Source organism: Streptomyces sp. ISL-36, assembly GCF_018614205.1.
In the GTDB taxonomy this organism is placed as follows: domain Bacteria; phylum Actinomycetota; class Actinomycetes; order Streptomycetales; family Streptomycetaceae; genus Streptomyces.
The window spans coordinates 89,658-104,990 of record NZ_JAGGOS010000068.1 but is presented as its reverse complement, the minus strand read 5'-3'; the positions used below and the strand labels follow the sequence as shown (position 1 = coordinate 104,990).

12 protein-coding genes and 1 pseudogene are annotated in these 15,333 nt (G+C 70.2%); 5 read left to right on the top strand and 8 right to left on the bottom strand.

Annotation, left to right across the window (positions count from 1 at the left end):
- Positions 1 to 115 precede the first annotated feature (115 nt).
- Positions 116 to 1,408: an extracellular solute-binding protein gene (locus J7E93_RS18765; protein ID WP_215070937.1), complete on the bottom strand. Its 1,293-nt coding sequence runs from the start codon at positions 1,406 to 1,408 to the stop codon at positions 116 to 118.
- Positions 1,409 to 1,643: 235 nt separating this feature from the next.
- Between J7E93_RS18765 and J7E93_RS18760 the strand changes: the two genes are divergently transcribed.
- The 5 genes from J7E93_RS18760 to J7E93_RS37200 all read left to right on the top strand — a co-directional run bounded on the left by J7E93_RS18760 (position 1,644) and on the right by J7E93_RS37200 (position 9,209).
- Positions 1,644 to 2,657 (top strand): LacI family DNA-binding transcriptional regulator, encoded by a 1,014-nt coding sequence (locus J7E93_RS18760; RefSeq protein ID WP_215070934.1) that lies wholly within the window; start codon positions 1,644 to 1,646, stop codon positions 2,655 to 2,657.
- Between the two features lie 242 nt (positions 2,658 to 2,899).
- Complete coding sequence (locus tag J7E93_RS18755) at positions 2,900 to 5,119, top strand: glycoside hydrolase family 3 N-terminal domain-containing protein (RefSeq protein ID WP_215070932.1); 2,220 nt, start codon at positions 2,900 to 2,902, stop codon at positions 5,117 to 5,119.
- 22 nt (positions 5,120 to 5,141) lie between these two features.
- Positions 5,142 to 6,584 (top strand): glycoside hydrolase family 43 protein, encoded by a 1,443-nt coding sequence (locus J7E93_RS18750; protein ID WP_215070931.1) that lies wholly within the window; start codon positions 5,142 to 5,144, stop codon positions 6,582 to 6,584.
- Between the two features lie 384 nt (positions 6,585 to 6,968).
- A complete protein-coding gene (locus J7E93_RS18745) occupies positions 6,969 to 8,411 on the top strand; it encodes an endo-1,4-beta-xylanase (RefSeq protein WP_215070929.1) in 1,443 nt (480 codons plus the stop codon).
- Between the two features lie 360 nt (positions 8,412 to 8,771).
- Entirely contained in the window at positions 8,772 to 9,209 is a 438-nt protein-coding gene (locus J7E93_RS37200; protein ID WP_251066728.1) for a restriction endonuclease, read from the top strand.
- 496 nt (positions 9,210 to 9,705) lie between these two features.
- Here the strand turns inward: J7E93_RS37200 and J7E93_RS38085 are convergent, their stop codons facing one another.
- The 7 genes and pseudogenes from J7E93_RS38085 to J7E93_RS18710 form a co-directional block, all read right to left on the bottom strand.
- Positions 9,706 to 9,855 (bottom strand): hypothetical protein, encoded by a 150-nt coding sequence (locus tag J7E93_RS38085; protein ID WP_308368717.1) that lies wholly within the window; start codon positions 9,853 to 9,855, stop codon positions 9,706 to 9,708.
- Positions 9,856 to 9,937: 82 nt separating this feature from the next.
- Positions 9,938 to 10,153 (bottom strand): annotated as a pseudogene (locus J7E93_RS38080) (short-chain dehydrogenase); the annotation flags it as partial.
- Positions 10,154 to 10,352: 199 nt separating this feature from the next.
- The gene (locus J7E93_RS18730) at positions 10,353 to 11,423 is read right to left on the bottom strand and encodes an iron-containing redox enzyme family protein (protein WP_215070927.1); all 1,071 of its coding nucleotides are present in this window, start codon (positions 11,421 to 11,423) and stop codon (positions 10,353 to 10,355) included.
- Entirely contained in the window at positions 11,423 to 11,695 is a 273-nt protein-coding gene (locus tag J7E93_RS18725; protein WP_374105402.1) for a CDGSH iron-sulfur domain-containing protein, read from the bottom strand. The genes J7E93_RS18730 and J7E93_RS18725 overlap by 1 nt, the downstream gene beginning before the upstream one ends.
- Complete coding sequence (locus J7E93_RS18720; RefSeq protein ID WP_215070926.1) at positions 11,679 to 12,365, bottom strand: HemK2/MTQ2 family protein methyltransferase; 687 nt, start codon at positions 12,363 to 12,365, stop codon at positions 11,679 to 11,681. The genes J7E93_RS18725 and J7E93_RS18720 overlap by 17 nt, the downstream gene beginning before the upstream one ends.
- Before the next feature lie 538 nt (positions 12,366 to 12,903).
- Entirely contained in the window at positions 12,904 to 14,088 is a 1,185-nt protein-coding gene (locus tag J7E93_RS18715) for a zinc-dependent alcohol dehydrogenase (protein WP_215070924.1), read from the bottom strand.
- 125 nt (positions 14,089 to 14,213) lie between these two features.
- On the bottom strand, positions 14,214 to 14,549 hold the full coding sequence (locus J7E93_RS18710; protein WP_215070922.1) for an STAS domain-containing protein: 336 nt from the start codon (positions 14,547 to 14,549) through the stop codon (positions 14,214 to 14,216).
- Positions 14,550 to 15,333: the final 784 nt, after the last annotated feature.

Here is a 15,333-nt window from a genome sequence, read left to right as displayed (position 1 = left end):
CGGGCGCACCGGTACGGCGTCCTCCGTCCGCTCATCGGCCGGGTCCTCGGTCGGGCCCTTGGCCGAGCCCGTGGCCGAGCCCTTGCCCGGGTCCTTGGTCGGGGTAGCCACGGAGCTAGGCACCCTTCGCAGCCTCGGTGATCGACTGGGTGACCTGCTCGGGCGTCTTCTTGCCCGCGATGAGGTCGGCGACGCTGTCGTTGAGCTCCTGGCCGACCGCCGGCGGATAGGCCTGGTCGAGGAAGAGCTGGAAGCCCGTCGCCTTGACCAGGCTGTCGGCCACCACCTTCTTGTTGGCGTCAGTGAGCTGGCGCTCCGCGCCCTTGACCACCGGCAGGTAGCCGTTGGAGGCCAGCAGCTTGGACTCGTTCTCCAGAACGAGGAACTTCAGGAAGTCCAGCGCCTCCTTCGGAGCGCCCTTGCGCAGCGCGAAGCCGCCGCCGCCGCCGAACACCTCGGTGGCCTTGCCGACTCCGCCGTCGACCGTCGGAAAGGGGAAGAAGCCGAGGTCCGCTCCGAGGTCGGCGCCCGCGTCCTGCTGCACCGACGGCGCCCACTGCCCCATCAGCTCCATGGCGGCCTTGCCGTTGCCCATGGTCGCGGCCTGGCCGCCCGGGGTGGCGTAGCCGGCGCCGAGGAAGGCCGCCTGGAACGGCTGGAGGTCGACCAGCTCCTTGAGGTGGGCACCGGCCTGGACGAATCCGGCGCCGGTGAAGTCCTTGGTGGTCGCGGCCTGTTGCAGTGCGGGGAGGCCCGCGACGCGCATCGCGAGGTAGGCCCAGTAGTAGTGGCCCGGCCATTTCTCCTTGCCCGCGAGGGCGATCGGAGTGACGCCCACCGCCTTGAGCTTCCTGACGACGTCGAGGAACTCGGCCCAGGTGGCCGGCGGCGCGGTGATCCCGGCCTTGGCGAAGAGCCTCTTGTTGTACCAGAAGCCGACCATGCCGATGTCGTAGGGCACCCCGTAGGTCCGGCCCTCGATCTGATAGGCCTGCAGCGACACCGGGGTGAGGTCGGACGACCAGCCGAACGCGTCGGTGAGGTCCTCGACCAGCCCCGCGTCGACCTGCTGCTGCAGCACGCCGCCGCCCCAGGTCTGGAAGACGTCGGGGAGCTTGCCGGACGAGGTGGTGGCGGTCAGCTTGGACTTGAACGCCTCGTTCTCCAACGAGGTCGTCTCGATCCTGATGTTCGGGTGCGCGGCCGTGAACGCCGAGGCGATCTGTGGGAAGAGGGACTTGCCCGGTTCCGTCGTGGCGATGTTCCACCACGCGAAGGTCACCTTGCCGTCGGCCGCCGGCTTGCCGCCGGAGTCGTCACCGCCGCAGGCCGCGGTCAGCGAGACGGACAGTGCGGTCAGGCCCGAGAGCGCAAGGAAGCTTCGTCGGCTCGGGGGGATGCTGGCCATGGGACCTCCGGGGTGGGGGAATGCCGATTCGAGCCCGAAAATGTTTCGTAATACTCTCGAATTCTGTGCTGCCACAAACTAGGAACGTGCGACTTCTCGGTCAAGACCTCTCACCCAATTTTCCGTCAACAGCAGCTTCTTCTGGGGTTGACAAGCAGGTCACGCCGACCCGAAACTCTTCGAAAAGTTTGCGGTACTTGTCGCCGAACGAAGGCGTCCGCGCAGAGGAGAGAAGTTGAGCGAGCAGCGCCCGACCCTGGCCGTCATCGCCGCGGAGGCAGGGGTCTCCCAGGCCACCGTGTCCAAGGTGATCAACGGCCGCTCCGATGTCGCACCCGCGACACGCGAACGGATCGAGACCCTGCTGCGATCCCACAACTACCTCCACCCCGGCCAGCAGGGCAGGGCCCGCAGGTCGGGCCTGGTCGACTTGATCATCGGCGGTCTGGACAGCGCGTGGGCGGTGGAGATACTGCGCGGCGTCGAGGCCGAGTGCGCCCAGCGGAGCGTCGGCACCGTCGTGTCGCTCGTCCCGCCGGGCGAGGCCACGCCGTCGAGCTGGGCCGCACTGCCGGTCCTGCACCACAGCGACGGCGTCATCCTCGTCACCGCCTCGGTCACCCAGGCCCAGCGCGCCCAGGTCGAACGGGCCGGGGTGGCGCTGGTCGTCATCGACCCGATCGACCTGCCGGGCAACGGTGTGCCGAGCATCGGCGCGACCAACTGGGCCGGCGGCCTCGCCGCCACCGAGCACCTGCTGGAGATGGGGCACCGCCGGATCGCCGCGATCGGCGGGCGCAGGGAGATGCTCTGCAGCCAGGCCCGCATCGACGGGTACCGGGCCGCGCTGGAGAGGGCCGGGGTCGAGGTCGACCGCGACCTGATCCGGTTCGGCGACTTCCAGCACGAGGGCGGGTTCCGGCGCGCCCAGGAACTGCTCGCCCTCCCCGACCCGCCGACCGCCATCTTCGCCGGTAGCGACCAGCAGGCGATGGGCGTCTACGAAGCCGCCCGGCAGGCCGGGTTGAGCGTCCCGGAGGACCTCAGCGTGGTCGGCTTCGACGACCTGCCGATGTGCGATTGGCTGTCGCCACCGCTGACGACGGTCCGTCAGCCGCTGGAGGAGATGGGCCGGCTCGCCGCCCGCACACTGTTCCAGCTTCTGGAGGACCAGCCCCTGGTCAGCCCCCGGATGGAGCTCTCGACCGAGCTCAAGGTCCGGCTCTCCACCGCCCCGCCCCGTCACTAGTGGGTGTCTTGCCGGTCAGGCCGGGCTCGCGACTCCCACAGGCTTCGCCCGGGAGGTGCCCCCATACGCACCGCGCCTCTCCCCCGTAGCCCTTCGGGCACGGGAGGTGCCCCCACCGCCATGACTCCCTCCTCCGCCTTGCGATGCGTCCCCTCGGCCCTGGCGGGCCTGGGGAGGCCCCAGGCACCAGACGCCGCTCCCTGATCCGGCCTGACCGACAAGACACCCACGAGGAGAACCCCTTGACCGAGCCCTGGCGTGACCCCCTCCGGCCCGCGTCCGTGCGAGTCGCCGATCTGCTGAAACGGATGACGATGGAGGAGAAGGCGGGGCAACTCGTCGGCTTCTGGGCGTTGCCCTCGAATCCGGGAGCACCTGTCGCGCCGATGGAGGACGATTCCGGCGAGTCGGCGCCCAGCTTCGGCGACATCGTCGCCCACGGGCTCGGCCAGCTCACCCGGGTGTACGGCACCGCGCCGATCACCGCGGAAGCCGGGATGGAGCGGCTCGCCTCGCTCCAACAGCAGGTGACCGGATCCGGCCGGTTCGGGATCCCGGCGGTCGCTCACGAGGAGTGCCTCACGGGGTTCATGACGTTCGGGGCGACGGTCTTCCCCGGGCCGCTCGCCTGGGGTGCGTCCTTCGATCCCGGGCTCGTGCGCCAGATGGCCGCCGCCATCGGCGCGGGGATGCGGCGGGTCGGCGTCCACCAAGGGCTGGCTCCGGTGCTCGACGTGGTCCGCGACTACCGGTGGGGCAGGACCGAGGAGTGCATCGGCGAGGATCCCTATCTCGTCGGAGCGATCGGCACCGCCTATGTGCAGGGCTTGGAAGGCGCCGGGATCGTGGCGACGCTCAAGCACTTCGCCGGGTACTCGGCCTCGCGCGGCGGCCGGAACATGGCCCCCGTCGCCTCGGGGCCGCGCGAGTTCGCCGACGTGCTGGTCGAGCCTTTCGTACGGGCACTGCGCGAGGGGGGCGCCCGGGCGGTGATGAACAGCTACACCGACGTGGACGGTGTCCCGGTGGCCGCCGACGAACGGCTGCTGACCGAACTGCTCAGAGATGAGCTCGGTTTCAGCGGTGTGGTCGTCGCCGACTACTACGCCGTCTCCTTCCTGGAGACCCGGCACGGCGTCACCGGATCGCGCGGCGCGGCCGGCGCGCTGGCGCTGACCGCCGGAATCGACGTCGAGCTGCCCACGGCCCGCTGCTACGGCGAGCCGCTGACCGAACTCGTACGGTCAGGAGCCGTACCCGAGGAACTCATCGACCGGGCCGCGGAACGGGTCCTCCTTCAGAAGGCCGAGCTCGGCCTGCTCGACCCCGACTGGGAACCCGTCAAGCCCGAGCCGGTCGAACTCGACCCGCCGGAAAACCGGGCACTGGCCAAGCTCCTGGCCGAACGGTCCACCGTGCTGCTCGCCAACGACGGCACCCTGCCGCTACGGCCGTGCCGGGTCGCGATCAGCGGGCCGTACGCCGACGCCCCCCAGTCCTTCCTCGGCTGCTACTCCTTCCCCAACCACGTCGCGCTGCCCGGCGACCTCGGGCTGGAGATCCCGACGCTCGGCGAGGCGCTCACCGCTGCCGGGTTCACGGTCACCGCGGACGATCCGGACGTGAACGTGCTGGTCCTCGGGGACCGGGCCGGCATGTTCGGCCGGGGCACCTCCGGAGAGGGCTGCGACGCCGAGACCCTCGACCTGCCCGGCGACCAGGCCGCACTGGCCTCCGCCGTTCTGGACTCCGGGGTGCCGACCGTCCTGGTCCTCGTCTCCGGACGGCCCTACGCGCTCGGCACGCTGGCCGAGCGCGCATCGGCTGTGGTGCAGGCCTTCTTCCCCGGCGAGGAGGGCGGGACAGCGCTCGCCCGGATCATCAGCGGGGCCGCGGAACCGTCCGGGCGGCTGCCGGTCTCCATTCCCCGCCAGGTCGGCGGCCAGCCCGGCACCTACCTGCACTCCAGGCTCGGCGGGCACACCGACTGGAGCTCGGTGGACCCGACCCCGCTGTTCCCCTTCGGACACGGGCTGAGCTGGACCAGCTTCACCTGCTCGGAGCTCTCGGTGGATCCCGTCGCCGCGACGGACGGAGCCGTCTCCGTCTCGGTCACCGTACGCAACGTCGGCGAGGTGGCCGGGACGGAGGTGGTGCAGCTGTACCTCTCGGACCCCGAGGCCTCCGTCGTCCGGCCACAGCGGTGGCTCGCCGGATTCGCCAGGGTCGAGCTGCAACCGGGCGCGGCCGCCCGGATCACCTTCTCCGTCCATGCCGACCGGACCTCTTTCACCGGGATCGACCTGCGCAGGAGAGTGGAGCCCGGGGAGATCGGCGTGGCCGTCGGACGGTCCAGCGGCGATCTTCCGCTCCAGGGCTCCTTCACTCTGCACGGCCCCGTACGTCACCCGGGGGCCGACCGGGTGCTGTCCGTGCCGGTCGAGATCGTCCCCGTTCCATGACCACGTCGTTCGGCGATGTTCCATGACCGCGTCGTTCGGCGATCCCGTGCTGCCGGGGTTCCGGCCCGACCCGTCCGTCTGCCGAGTGGGAGCGGACTACTACCTGGTGACCTCCAGCTTCGAATGGTTCCCGGGCCTTCCCGTGTTCCACAGCCGCGATCTGGTGAACTGGCGGCGCCTCGGCTCCGCGCTCGACCGGGCGTCTCAGCTCGACCTCGACGGGTGCGGGCCCTCGCGGGGCCTGTTCGCACCGACGATCCGGCACCATGACGGGGTCTTCCATCTCGTCTGCACGCTGATGGACGGCCCCGGCCATTTCGTCGTCACGGCGACCGACCCGGCGGGGCCGTGGTCGGAACCGCACTGGCTGGACGGCGAGGGCTTCGACCCGTCGCTGTTCTTCGACGACGGGCCGGACGACGGCGACGGCCGGGCCTGGTTCCTCGCCGCCCGCGTGCTGGACGAGGCCGCCGGTCGCACCGAGATCTGGATGCGCGAGTACCTTCCCCGCGAACGACGGCTCACAGGACCCGAGCACGTCCTGTGGTCGGGAAGCCGTCCGGGCGCCCGATGGCCGGAGGCTCCGCACCTCTACAAGATCGACGGCACGTACCTTCTGCTCACCGCCGAGGGCGGCACCGGTGCGGACCACAGCGTGGTGGCCGCCAGCGCTGACCGCGTGACCGGCCCCTACAAGGGCGCCCCCGGCAACCCGGTGCTACCACCCGCCAAGGGCCCGGTCACGTGCACCGGGCACGCCGACCTCGTCCAAACCCCGCACGGCGACTGGCGGGCCGTCCTCCTGGGCGTCCGCCCGGGCTCCGCCCTCGGACGCGAGACCTTCCTCAGCCGGATCACCTGGGACGACGGCTGGCCGGTCTTCACCCCCGTCGTCCACACCGGCCTTCGCCGCCCCCTCCACGACGACTTCGCCACCCTCTCCGCCGACTGGAGCACCCTGCACACCCCACCCGCGCGGTTCTGGACCACCGGCGACGGGCTCCGCCTCCAGCTCCGCCCCGAACGCCTCGGCGAACGCACCGCCCCGTCCCTCCTGGCCCGCCCCCAGGAACAGCCCGACTGCGACGTCTCCACCGAACTGCACTTCACCCCCGCGGCACCGGGCGAAGTGGCAGGCCTCGCCATAGTCCTCGACGACGACACCCACCTCCTCTTCCTTCGCACCATGGAAGGGCTCAGCCTCCGCCACGGGCCCGAGGTTCTGGCCGGCATTCCCGTCCCTGCGGGCCCCGTTCGCCTGGGGGTCCGCATCCGCGGCTTCAGCCACACCTTCGCCCACGCGGCACCCGGCGGCGCGTGGCAGGACCTGGCCACCGTCGAAGCCACCTTCCTCACCCCGCTGTTCACCAGCGTCCAGCTCGGCCTCTACGCCACCTCCAACGGCAGCCCCACCACCAACCAGGCCCACTTCGCGTGGTTCGACATCACGTACCCAAGCACGTAGCCGACGGCCCGGCGGGTGCAGGAGGAAGGTGGCGGCGCGTGGCCGCTCTGGGCGACGGATGTCCAAGAGCCGTGAAAGACAACTCACTTCGGGCGATCCTCATCGAAAGTTTTTCGACGACTCTTGTGCCACGACAAGCGGCCACTTGGGCGCCCTCCAGGGCAACATTCTCGAAATGCTTTCGAAACTCTTGACATGTTTCGGTCGAGTTTCCACACTGAGTCCCGAGGCGGGGTCGCCCGTCTGTCCCGGTGCCGGGTGCCGGCCCTTGGATCGTTACGCCGTGGTGGTGAGCGTCCTTTTTCGATGGACGCGGGCGCCGCTTACGCGGATTCATTCTGCCGCGCTCAGCCCTTCCGCGAATTCCTTCCTGGAGACTCAGTCATGGGCTTACATGCCATTCCCCCAACGACCGTCCGCCGCAAGATCGGTGCCTTGTGTTCGGCCCTGGTCGTCGGCGTCCTCAGTTCGGCCGCCGTGCTGGTGGCGCCGCTGACCTCGCACGCCGCCGAGAGCACGCTCGGCGGCGCGGCGGCGCAGAGCGGCCGTTACTTCGGCACCGCCATCGCCTCGGGCCGGCTCAACGACTCGACGTACACGGCGATCGCGAGCCGCGAGTTCAACTCGGTGACGGCCGAGAACGAGATGAAGATCGACGCCACCGAACCCCAGCAGGGCCAGTTCAACTTCACCGCCGGTGACCGCGTCTACAACTGGGCGGTGCAGAACGGCAAGCAGGTCCGCGGCCACACCCTGGCCTGGCACTCTCAGCAGCCGGGCTGGATGCAGAACCTCGGCGGCAGCGCGCTGCGCCAGGCGATGACCAACCACATCAACGGCGTGATGGCCCACTACAAGGGCAAGATCCCCCAGTGGGACGTCGTGAACGAGGCCTTCGCCGACGGCACTTCGGGAGCCCGGCGCGACTCCAACCTGCAGCGCTCCGGCAACGACTGGATCGAGGTCGCCTTCCGCACCGCGCGCGCCGCCGACCCGGCCGCCAAGCTCTGCTACAACGACTACAACGTGGAGAACTGGACCTGGGCCAAGACCCAGGCCATGTACGCCATGGTCCGCGACTTCAAGCAGCGCGGCGTGCCGATCGACTGCGTCGGCTTCCAGTCCCACTTCAACAGCGACAGCCCGTACAACAGCAACTTCCGCACCACTCTGCAGAGCTTCGCCGCTCTCGGCGTCGATGTGGCCGTCACCGAACTCGACATCCAGGGCGCCTCGGCCACGACCTTCGCCAACGTGACCAACGACTGCCTGGCCGTGCCGCGCTGCCTCGGCATCACCGTCTGGGGTGTGCGCGACACCGACTCGTGGCGACCGGAGCACTCGCCGCTGCTGTTCAACGGCGACGGCAGCAAGAAGCCCGCGTACACCGCCGTCCTCAACGCACTCAACGCCGCCTCCCCCACGCCCACTCCGACCCCCTCGCCCGGTTCTGGGCAGATCAAGGGCGTCGGTTCCGGCCGTTGCCTCGACGTGCCCGGCGCCGGCACCACCGACGGCACCCAGCTCAACCTGTGGGACTGCACCAACCGCACCAACCAGCAGTGGACCTACACCGCCGCAGGCGAGCTCAGGGTCTACGGCGACAAGTGCCTGGACGCCGCCGGCACCGGCAACGGCACCAAGGTCCAGATCTACAGCTGCTGGGGTGGCGACAACCAGAAGTGGCGCCTCAACTCCGACGGATCCATCGTCGGCGTCCAGTCCGGTCTCTGCCTCGACGCCGCCGCCAACGGCACCGCCAACGGCACCCTGATCCAGCTCTACTCCTGCTCGGGCGGCAGCAACCAGCGCTGGACCCGCACCTGACCTGCCCCTCCATGGTGGGCACGCGCACTCCGGAAGATAGAACTATGGTGTCCCACCACATACGACGGTGACCTGCGTGTTTCTACGGTGTGGCGACACGCAAACGTCCCCGTCAACTGCCAGGAAGTGGTGCCGATGTCCTCCCCCGCGACCGCTCCACCAGCCCCCGCCAGTCTCAAGCGCATCGTCGCCGCGAGTCTCATCGGCACCACCATCGAGTGGTACGACAACTCATCCGATCAGAGCTACGACCTGCGGCCTTCTCCCCATTGACCCTCCGGAGTCAGCACCGAACCAGCACCGGGATCGTTAGGTGCTGAGCCGCCCGTCCAGACACGTGTCGAACGTGTACTGGAGCGCATGTTCCTCAACCGCGTCCCGCTCACTCACCGTAGCCGTCACAGCGGATCCGCACCGACGAATGCGGCGCGCCCGGACGAAGGCCGACCGAAGGTCCGACAAGGGTTGCAGGTCTCTGCCGATGGGCAGCGTTGTACGGCGCGGACCGTGCCCGCAAGGCGGGACATCATCCAGGCGAAGCGCACCAAGAATGCCGTTCCCGCCGAAGCGGTACGCGCGCTGGCCGGCGCCATGCACGACAAGGCGGCGGCCAAGGGCATCCTCGTCACCACCGGCTGGTTCGGAAAGACGAGCCGGGACTTCGCCTACCGAACCGGCCGCGTGGAAGTCATCGACGGCCGCGGCCTCAAGGCCCTGCTCCTCGAACACCTCGGCATTGACGCGCTGATCGGACTTCCCAAGCTGCCGCCCGGCTGGGAAGCCCGAGACCTCACCTGATGACGAAGTGGCCGGCAGGCCGACTGTTCCGTGCCTGGGCGGGCGTCTGCAGCAAAGCCGCAGACACGGACGCCACTTCCAGGCGGACAGATACTGTCAGTGGTTCTTGCCATGTCTCCTGGGGAGATCGGCCCGCTGCTCGGATACGAGTCGGAGCAGATGGTCGGCACTGGCCTCCGCCGGAATGAGGCCCAGCGCGGGTGCGTCGGTACCGCCGGCCGTCAAGCGCGCGCCCTCGGCGGAGGCACCGGTCGACAGGCGGTCGGGCACTGAGGACCCCGCCTCGCCGGGGGACGTCAAACGTGCCGGCTCGGCCTTCCAGTCGGTCAGGTCGAAGGGGAGTGTCCCCACACCCGCGCGCCCGTCCTTGCTGGCTTCGGCCGCCGCCTGCGCACGGTGCTCTCCCAGGGTTCGGACTGCGCCTCGAACACCTCCACACTCCAGTCGGCGTCCGCGATCAGGTCTGCGGCGACCAGACCGTTGGGAGCGGCTCCCATCACGATCGCGTAGCCCAATTCAGGTAGGCGATGCCCGCCCCGACGCCGCGGTGGGCGCCCTCGGCGCGCAGGGCGTGTGCGAACGCCTCGGCGCCGGCCATCGACGCGCAGTACGCCGTGAGCAGGGGCGCGGGCGCGAACGCCGCCATCAGGCGACCTGGAGGAAGTAGCCGCGAGTGTGCAGCGGGCAGTCAAGGCGCTGCCGACGACGTTGACGTCGATCACCCGCCGCCAGGCGTGAGTGTCGCAGTCCAGCAGGGGCCCGCCGAGGGCCACGCCCGCGTTGGCGACGACCACGGACGGCCTGCCGAGGGTCCGGCGTTCGGATTCGGCGGTGGCGGTGAGCTCGGCGGCATCGGTCACGTCGACGGTCCAGTGGGCGGCCGCGCCGGGCAGGTCCGACGCGCGTCGGGCGAGGCGTTCTCCTTCCAGGCCCGCCAGCGCCACCTGGGCGCCGTGACGGGACAGTGCGTACGCCCAGCCCCTGGCCGAGGCCGCGCGCGGCGCCCGTGACGACCGCGACACGCCCCTTCAGGGGCCCTGGGCCGCCCGGGTGGTCATGCCGGCCGTGGCTCGACATGCGGGGCGACTGTCCGCCCGGCCGGCTCCTACACGGCCCAGCGTGCGGCGGTGCGCGGCGCACGCGTCACGCGAGGGCAGCTGCGACTGTTCCCTGCCGGGCCGGTTGGCGGTCGTCCGGCAGGGGCCTGCGCATCGCGCTACGGCCCAGCTCCCAGGCTTCGCGGATGTGGTCGGCAAGGCGGTCCTCGAGCAGGATCGTCGCGGCACAGCCGAAGGCAATGTCGGCTTCGAGGTCCGGCTCGTCGTCGAGTAGGCCGCCGATGACGTCCCGGCGCACGACCTGTTCGTGGACGGCGTCGGCTTCGACGTGCTCGGCGTAGAAGTGTTCGGCCGCGGCTCCCGCGCCGCAGCGCCGCATGGCCTTGGCCAGGCGCCTGGAGCCGGGCGATGAAGTGACCTCCACACAGGCGAAATGGCCCACGAGAGCGCCCCGCAGCGCCCGGTGCAGCCCGAAAAGAGACATCAGGTTCACGGTCGCGAGCAAGGGCGCCGACGCATGGTCCAGGTAGCGGCCGTAGCCGGTGTCGAGACCGAGGTCGGCCATGAGGTCCGCGAACAGCCGAGCGTGGATCCGGTCGGCACGGCCGGCGCCGAACTCGTCGTACTCGATGGCGACCATCGCGGCCTTGGCCCGGCCGGTGAGCCGGGGAACGACCCACACGTGCGGGTCGGCTTCCTTGAGGTGGTACAGGGAGCGCAGGGCGGCATACTCCCGCAGCTGCCAGAGTTCCCCGTCGGTTTCGAGGTGGCGGCTGAGGCTGCCGGAGAGGTCCACGGGCTCCACGAGCAGCGGCGCGAAGGCGTCCGCGGCAGTGCTGGGTGCGTCGGTCAACTCGCTGCGTAGGGCGTGCAGGAAGCGCGCTTCCAGGGCCTGGCGCAGCCGCAGCAGGTCCGGGTCCCATTCCCGTTCGTCGCAGACTCCGTCGAAGCCGCGGTAGTGCAGTTCGTACAGCAGGTACAGGGCGAGCTGGAGGTCCTCGCCCCACGGGTCGGCCTTCAGCACGGACGCTGTGGTGTAGCGGGGTGCTCCGCCGGAGCGCAGCGCCTCCACCAGGGCGCACGACACGGCGCCGCGGCCCTCGACCAGGCGGGGTCCGGCAGCGGTGGTCGTCGGGTGGGAGCCGGGAAGGAGCATCAGGGGTTCCTGTTCTCGGACGGTGGGACGTTCCCCTCGCGGGGGCGGTGGCTGGTGTCGCACCAGGGGTACGTGCGGCTGCGGCGGCAGGTGCAGACGGCGACCATGAAGCGATCCGACCGGGCGACGGTGCCGTCGTCGAGCACTATCTCCACCGGCCCCTCGACAAGTGCCGGGCCCTTGGGTTCCAGAGCCACGCGGCAGGTCGGGGCCGAGGTGGACGCGCTCGGCGGGCCCGCGGTCGGGATGCCGTCGTCAGAGGTACCGGGCACGGATGACCACCAGCTCTTCCCATTCGTCGGCGGCGCGGGCCAGGCCGCGCCCCTCCAGCCAGGCCCGTCGGGAGCGCAGGACCGGGCCCCAGGGCACGGACGCCCGAGCCGTGATCTCTGCGCACAGGCCGACCGCCGTCAGCCGCTCCACGGTCGACTCCGGCCCGCACATGCCCGAGTGCACCATGAGGAGGACACCGCCCTGGCGAAGCAGGGCGGGAGCGGTGTCGCAGATCCTGTCGATCACCATGCGCCCGTCGGGGCCGGCGTCCCAGGCCCGCTGCGGTCCGTGCGACGGCAGGCGCGTGGCCGGAGCGGGGACGTAGGGCGGGTTCGTCATCACCAGGTCGAAGCGCCGGCCCTCGGTGCGTTCCGCGAAGTCGCCGTGGAGCACGCGCAGGGGGAGGCGGTGGCGCAGCGCGTTGATGCGGGCGGTGACCACTGCGGGCCAGGACACGTCGACCGCCATGACGGCGGCTCCGCTGCGGGCCGCGTGCAGCGCCAGCGCGCCGGTACCGGTACCGATCTCCAGGACGTTCGTAAGGGGCCCCAGATCCTCGTGGGCGAGCGCCGCCGCGAGCAGATGAGTATCCCCCTGCGGCCGGTAGACACTGGGGAGGGCAATCAGATCCCCACGCAGCGTGCCCGAGGTCAGAGCCGTACTCGACATCGCGTACCTCCTGGGATCGAACGCGGCGTACGAGTGCAGCCGGTCGCGCTGCGACTACCCCGAGGAAGTCCCGCCATGCGGCATTCGGCGATCTTCGATGAGACTACGGAAGCCGGTTTGTCCATTTCTCAGGGTGCAAAGCGACGCTGCTCGTCACCGCGTGGACAGGGACGTCGGCGAGTCGATCGACGCCACACCCGCCAGAAAGAAGGAGCGGACCCTCCGCCCGATGGGGCCTGCACGAGCGACTGCATCGGGAGTGGGCCGGCCGGCGGGCTGCCCAGGACAACCCGTGCGACCACGGCGCACCGGCGCCGCACAAGAGACGTCCCGTAACCAGGGCCAGGAGTCGCCGCTCCACCCGAGCCGGGCGGTGGCCAGCGGCCCGTCCCCCGAACACCTGGGAGCCACCGATACCGATGCGAAGTCTCCGTTCGACCCACGCCATTGCCCCTGGTGTCCGACGGGCTGCTCCACGCGGAGCCGATGGGACTGGCATTCGCGCGCGTGAGCGTCTGGAGCTATAGACGGGGACGGGTCAGGGCGTGAAGAGGACTTTGACAGCGCCGTCCCGCTTCTTCTGGAACATGTCGTACGCCGCCGGGGCATCGGCCAGGGGAACGCGGTGTGTGGCGAACTCCTCGACGCCGAGGGGATCGGCATCCGTGAGGAGCGGGAGGAGGTCGTCCACCCAGCGCCAGACGTTGGCCTGGCCCATGCGGAGCTGCACCTGCTTGTCGAACAGGGTCAGCAGTGGGAGGGGATCGGTCATGCCTCCGTAGACGCCCGACAGGGAGATGGTGCCACCGCGCCGGACGAGGTCGATGGCGAGGTAGAGGGCGGAGAGGCGGTCCACTCCGGCGCGCTGCATCAGCTTCGCAGCCAGTGCGTCCGGGAGCATGGTCGTTGCCTGCTGCATGCCCTTGGCCAGGGCAGCGCCGTGGGCTTCCATACCGACGGCGTCGATGACGGAGTCGGGGCCGCGCCCGCCGGTGATCTCCTGGACGGCCTTCGTGATGTCGGCGCCGTATTCGTTGAGGTCGAAGGTGTGGACCCCGCGGGCCTGTGCGCGCTGTAGGCGTTCCGGTACGAGGTCGATGCCGATGACCGTGTCCGCTCCCCGGTGGGCTGCGATGCGGGCTGACATGTCACCGATCGGGCCGAGTCCGAGTACGGCGACGCTGCCTCCGGGTGGTACGGCCGCGTAGTCCACGGCCTGCCACGCGGTGGGCAGCACGTCGGAGAGGTAGACGAACCGGTCGTCCGGCGGTCCCGGTGGGACGGCGATGGGCAGGGTATTGCCGAACGGTACGCGCATGAACTCTGCCTGACCGCCAGGGACTTGACCGTAGAGTTTGGTGTAGCCGAAGAGGGACGCGCCGTTGCCGTGCTCGCGGACCTGGGTCGTCTCGCATTGCGAGTGCAGCCCCTGGTCGCACATCCAGCACGTGCCGCAGGAAACGTTGAAGGGGATGACGACGCGGTCTCCCGGCCGCAGGGCCGTCACCTCGGGGCCGATCTCCTCGACGACGCCCATCGGCTCGTGCCCCAGGATGTCACCGGGTTCGAGGAAGGGGCCGAAGACTTCGTACAGGTGCAGGTCCGAGCCGCACAGTCCGGTCGTCGTCACTCTGACGATCACGTCGGTCGGGTCCTGGATGCTCGGATCCGGGACGGTGTCGACCCGTACGTCGCGCTTGCCGTGCCAGGTCAGTGCCTTCACGAGATCACCTTCAGTCGGTTGCGTCGGACGTGCCGGACCTTTCTGCGGGGTTGGACGAGAGGCAGCTAATCGGCGATGGGCGCGGGCAGTGCCGCTGACTTCCGCCGCGCGGGCCGGGTGTTCTCTCACGCGGCGGCCCGCCTGTCAGCGAGGAGGGTGTCCGTGCCGGTCGTGGTGAACAGGTTCCTCACCGAGGGGATACGCACCTCGCACACGCCGAAGCCGATTCCGCGCTGACGGGCGTCGGCGCGGGCGCGCAGTAGCACCGTCAGGCCGACGCAGTCGCAGAAGGTCACGTGACTGAAGTTGACGTCGATCCCGGCTACGCAAACCGCCAGTGCCTCGTCCAGAGCGTCCTGGAGCAGGGGTCCGGTATCGATGTCGATCTCTCCGCAGACAGTTACGACCGCCCGCTCGCCCACGCTGCGGGTGACCGCCCGGAACTCCTCGTCAGGTCTCACCGCGACCGCCGGCATCCGTCCACCCCAGCCAGCCGGCCGCGGACCGTCTCGTGCGACAGGCCGGCCGCATCCCCGATGCGCCGCAGGCCCCAGCCCTCGGCACGGGCCGCAGCCATCGAGCCGTCCAGGGCTGACCGGTCACAGCTTCCAGGGCGCTGCGCAGCTCGGAAACCGCTCGAAGCCGTCCCTCGGGCGGCAGCCGGTGCAGTCCGGCGCACACCTGCTCCACGTCCGCCTTTGGCGAGTCGATCCGCGCGGCCACTTCCTCCATGAACCCACTGTGCCCCTCGCTCGGGAACGAATGTCAAGAAAATCGACATCTTTCACCTTGTCCGTCACCCAGAGTGTCTGGCTATGCCGGATAGACGGTCTACGGTTCCCGACCACCCATCTGCGCGGGCGGAGGTCAGGGCTACTACCTCGGACGGGACTGCGAAGCGGGGCGCCGGCAGGCCCGCCAACGCCACCGCCCTCACCGCAAAATCGGGCATCCCTGCCGCCCGGCCCGACGACCAGCCGGGATGAGCCGGAGCGGAACGGCCCGGGTGAGGCGTATCGCTCCGGCTCATCCCTGACGCCGTGCCGCTGGCCGAGGTCACTCACGCGGGCGGCGGATCCACCCGCGACAGGCGCTCGGGACCCCACCACAGGCCGGGCACGGCGGGCGAGAGCCGGTTCACCGAACACGATGGCAAAGCGGTCCGACCTTCACTGCGGCGGCGGCCGATCGACGTCAGGCCATGATGAGGGTCACGACCACAGGTCGGGTTGAGGCGTCCGTACA

Excerpts from the sequence above, each read along its gene's own strand:
- J7E93_RS18765 (WP_215070937.1), bottom strand. The coding sequence starts at position 1,408 with ATGGCCAGCATCCCCCCGAGCCGACGAAGCTTCCTTGCGCTCTCGGGC.
- J7E93_RS18750 (WP_215070931.1), top strand. The coding sequence starts at position 5,142 with ATGACCGCGTCGTTCGGCGATCCCGTGCTGCCGGGGTTCCGGCCCGAC.
- J7E93_RS18745 (WP_215070929.1), top strand. The coding sequence starts at position 6,969 with ATGGGCTTACATGCCATTCCCCCAACGACCGTCCGCCGCAAGATCGGT.
- J7E93_RS37200 (WP_251066728.1), top strand. The coding sequence starts at position 8,772 with ATGTTCCTCAACCGCGTCCCGCTCACTCACCGTAGCCGTCACAGCGGA.
- J7E93_RS38085 (WP_308368717.1), bottom strand. The coding sequence starts at position 9,855 with ATGGCGGCGTTCGCGCCCGCGCCCCTGCTCACGGCGTACTGCGCGTCG.
- J7E93_RS18730 (WP_215070927.1), bottom strand. The coding sequence starts at position 11,423 with ATGCTCCTTCCCGGCTCCCACCCGACGACCACCGCTGCCGGACCCCGC.
- J7E93_RS18720 (WP_215070926.1), bottom strand. The coding sequence starts at position 12,365 with ATGTCGAGTACGGCTCTGACCTCGGGCACGCTGCGTGGGGATCTGATT.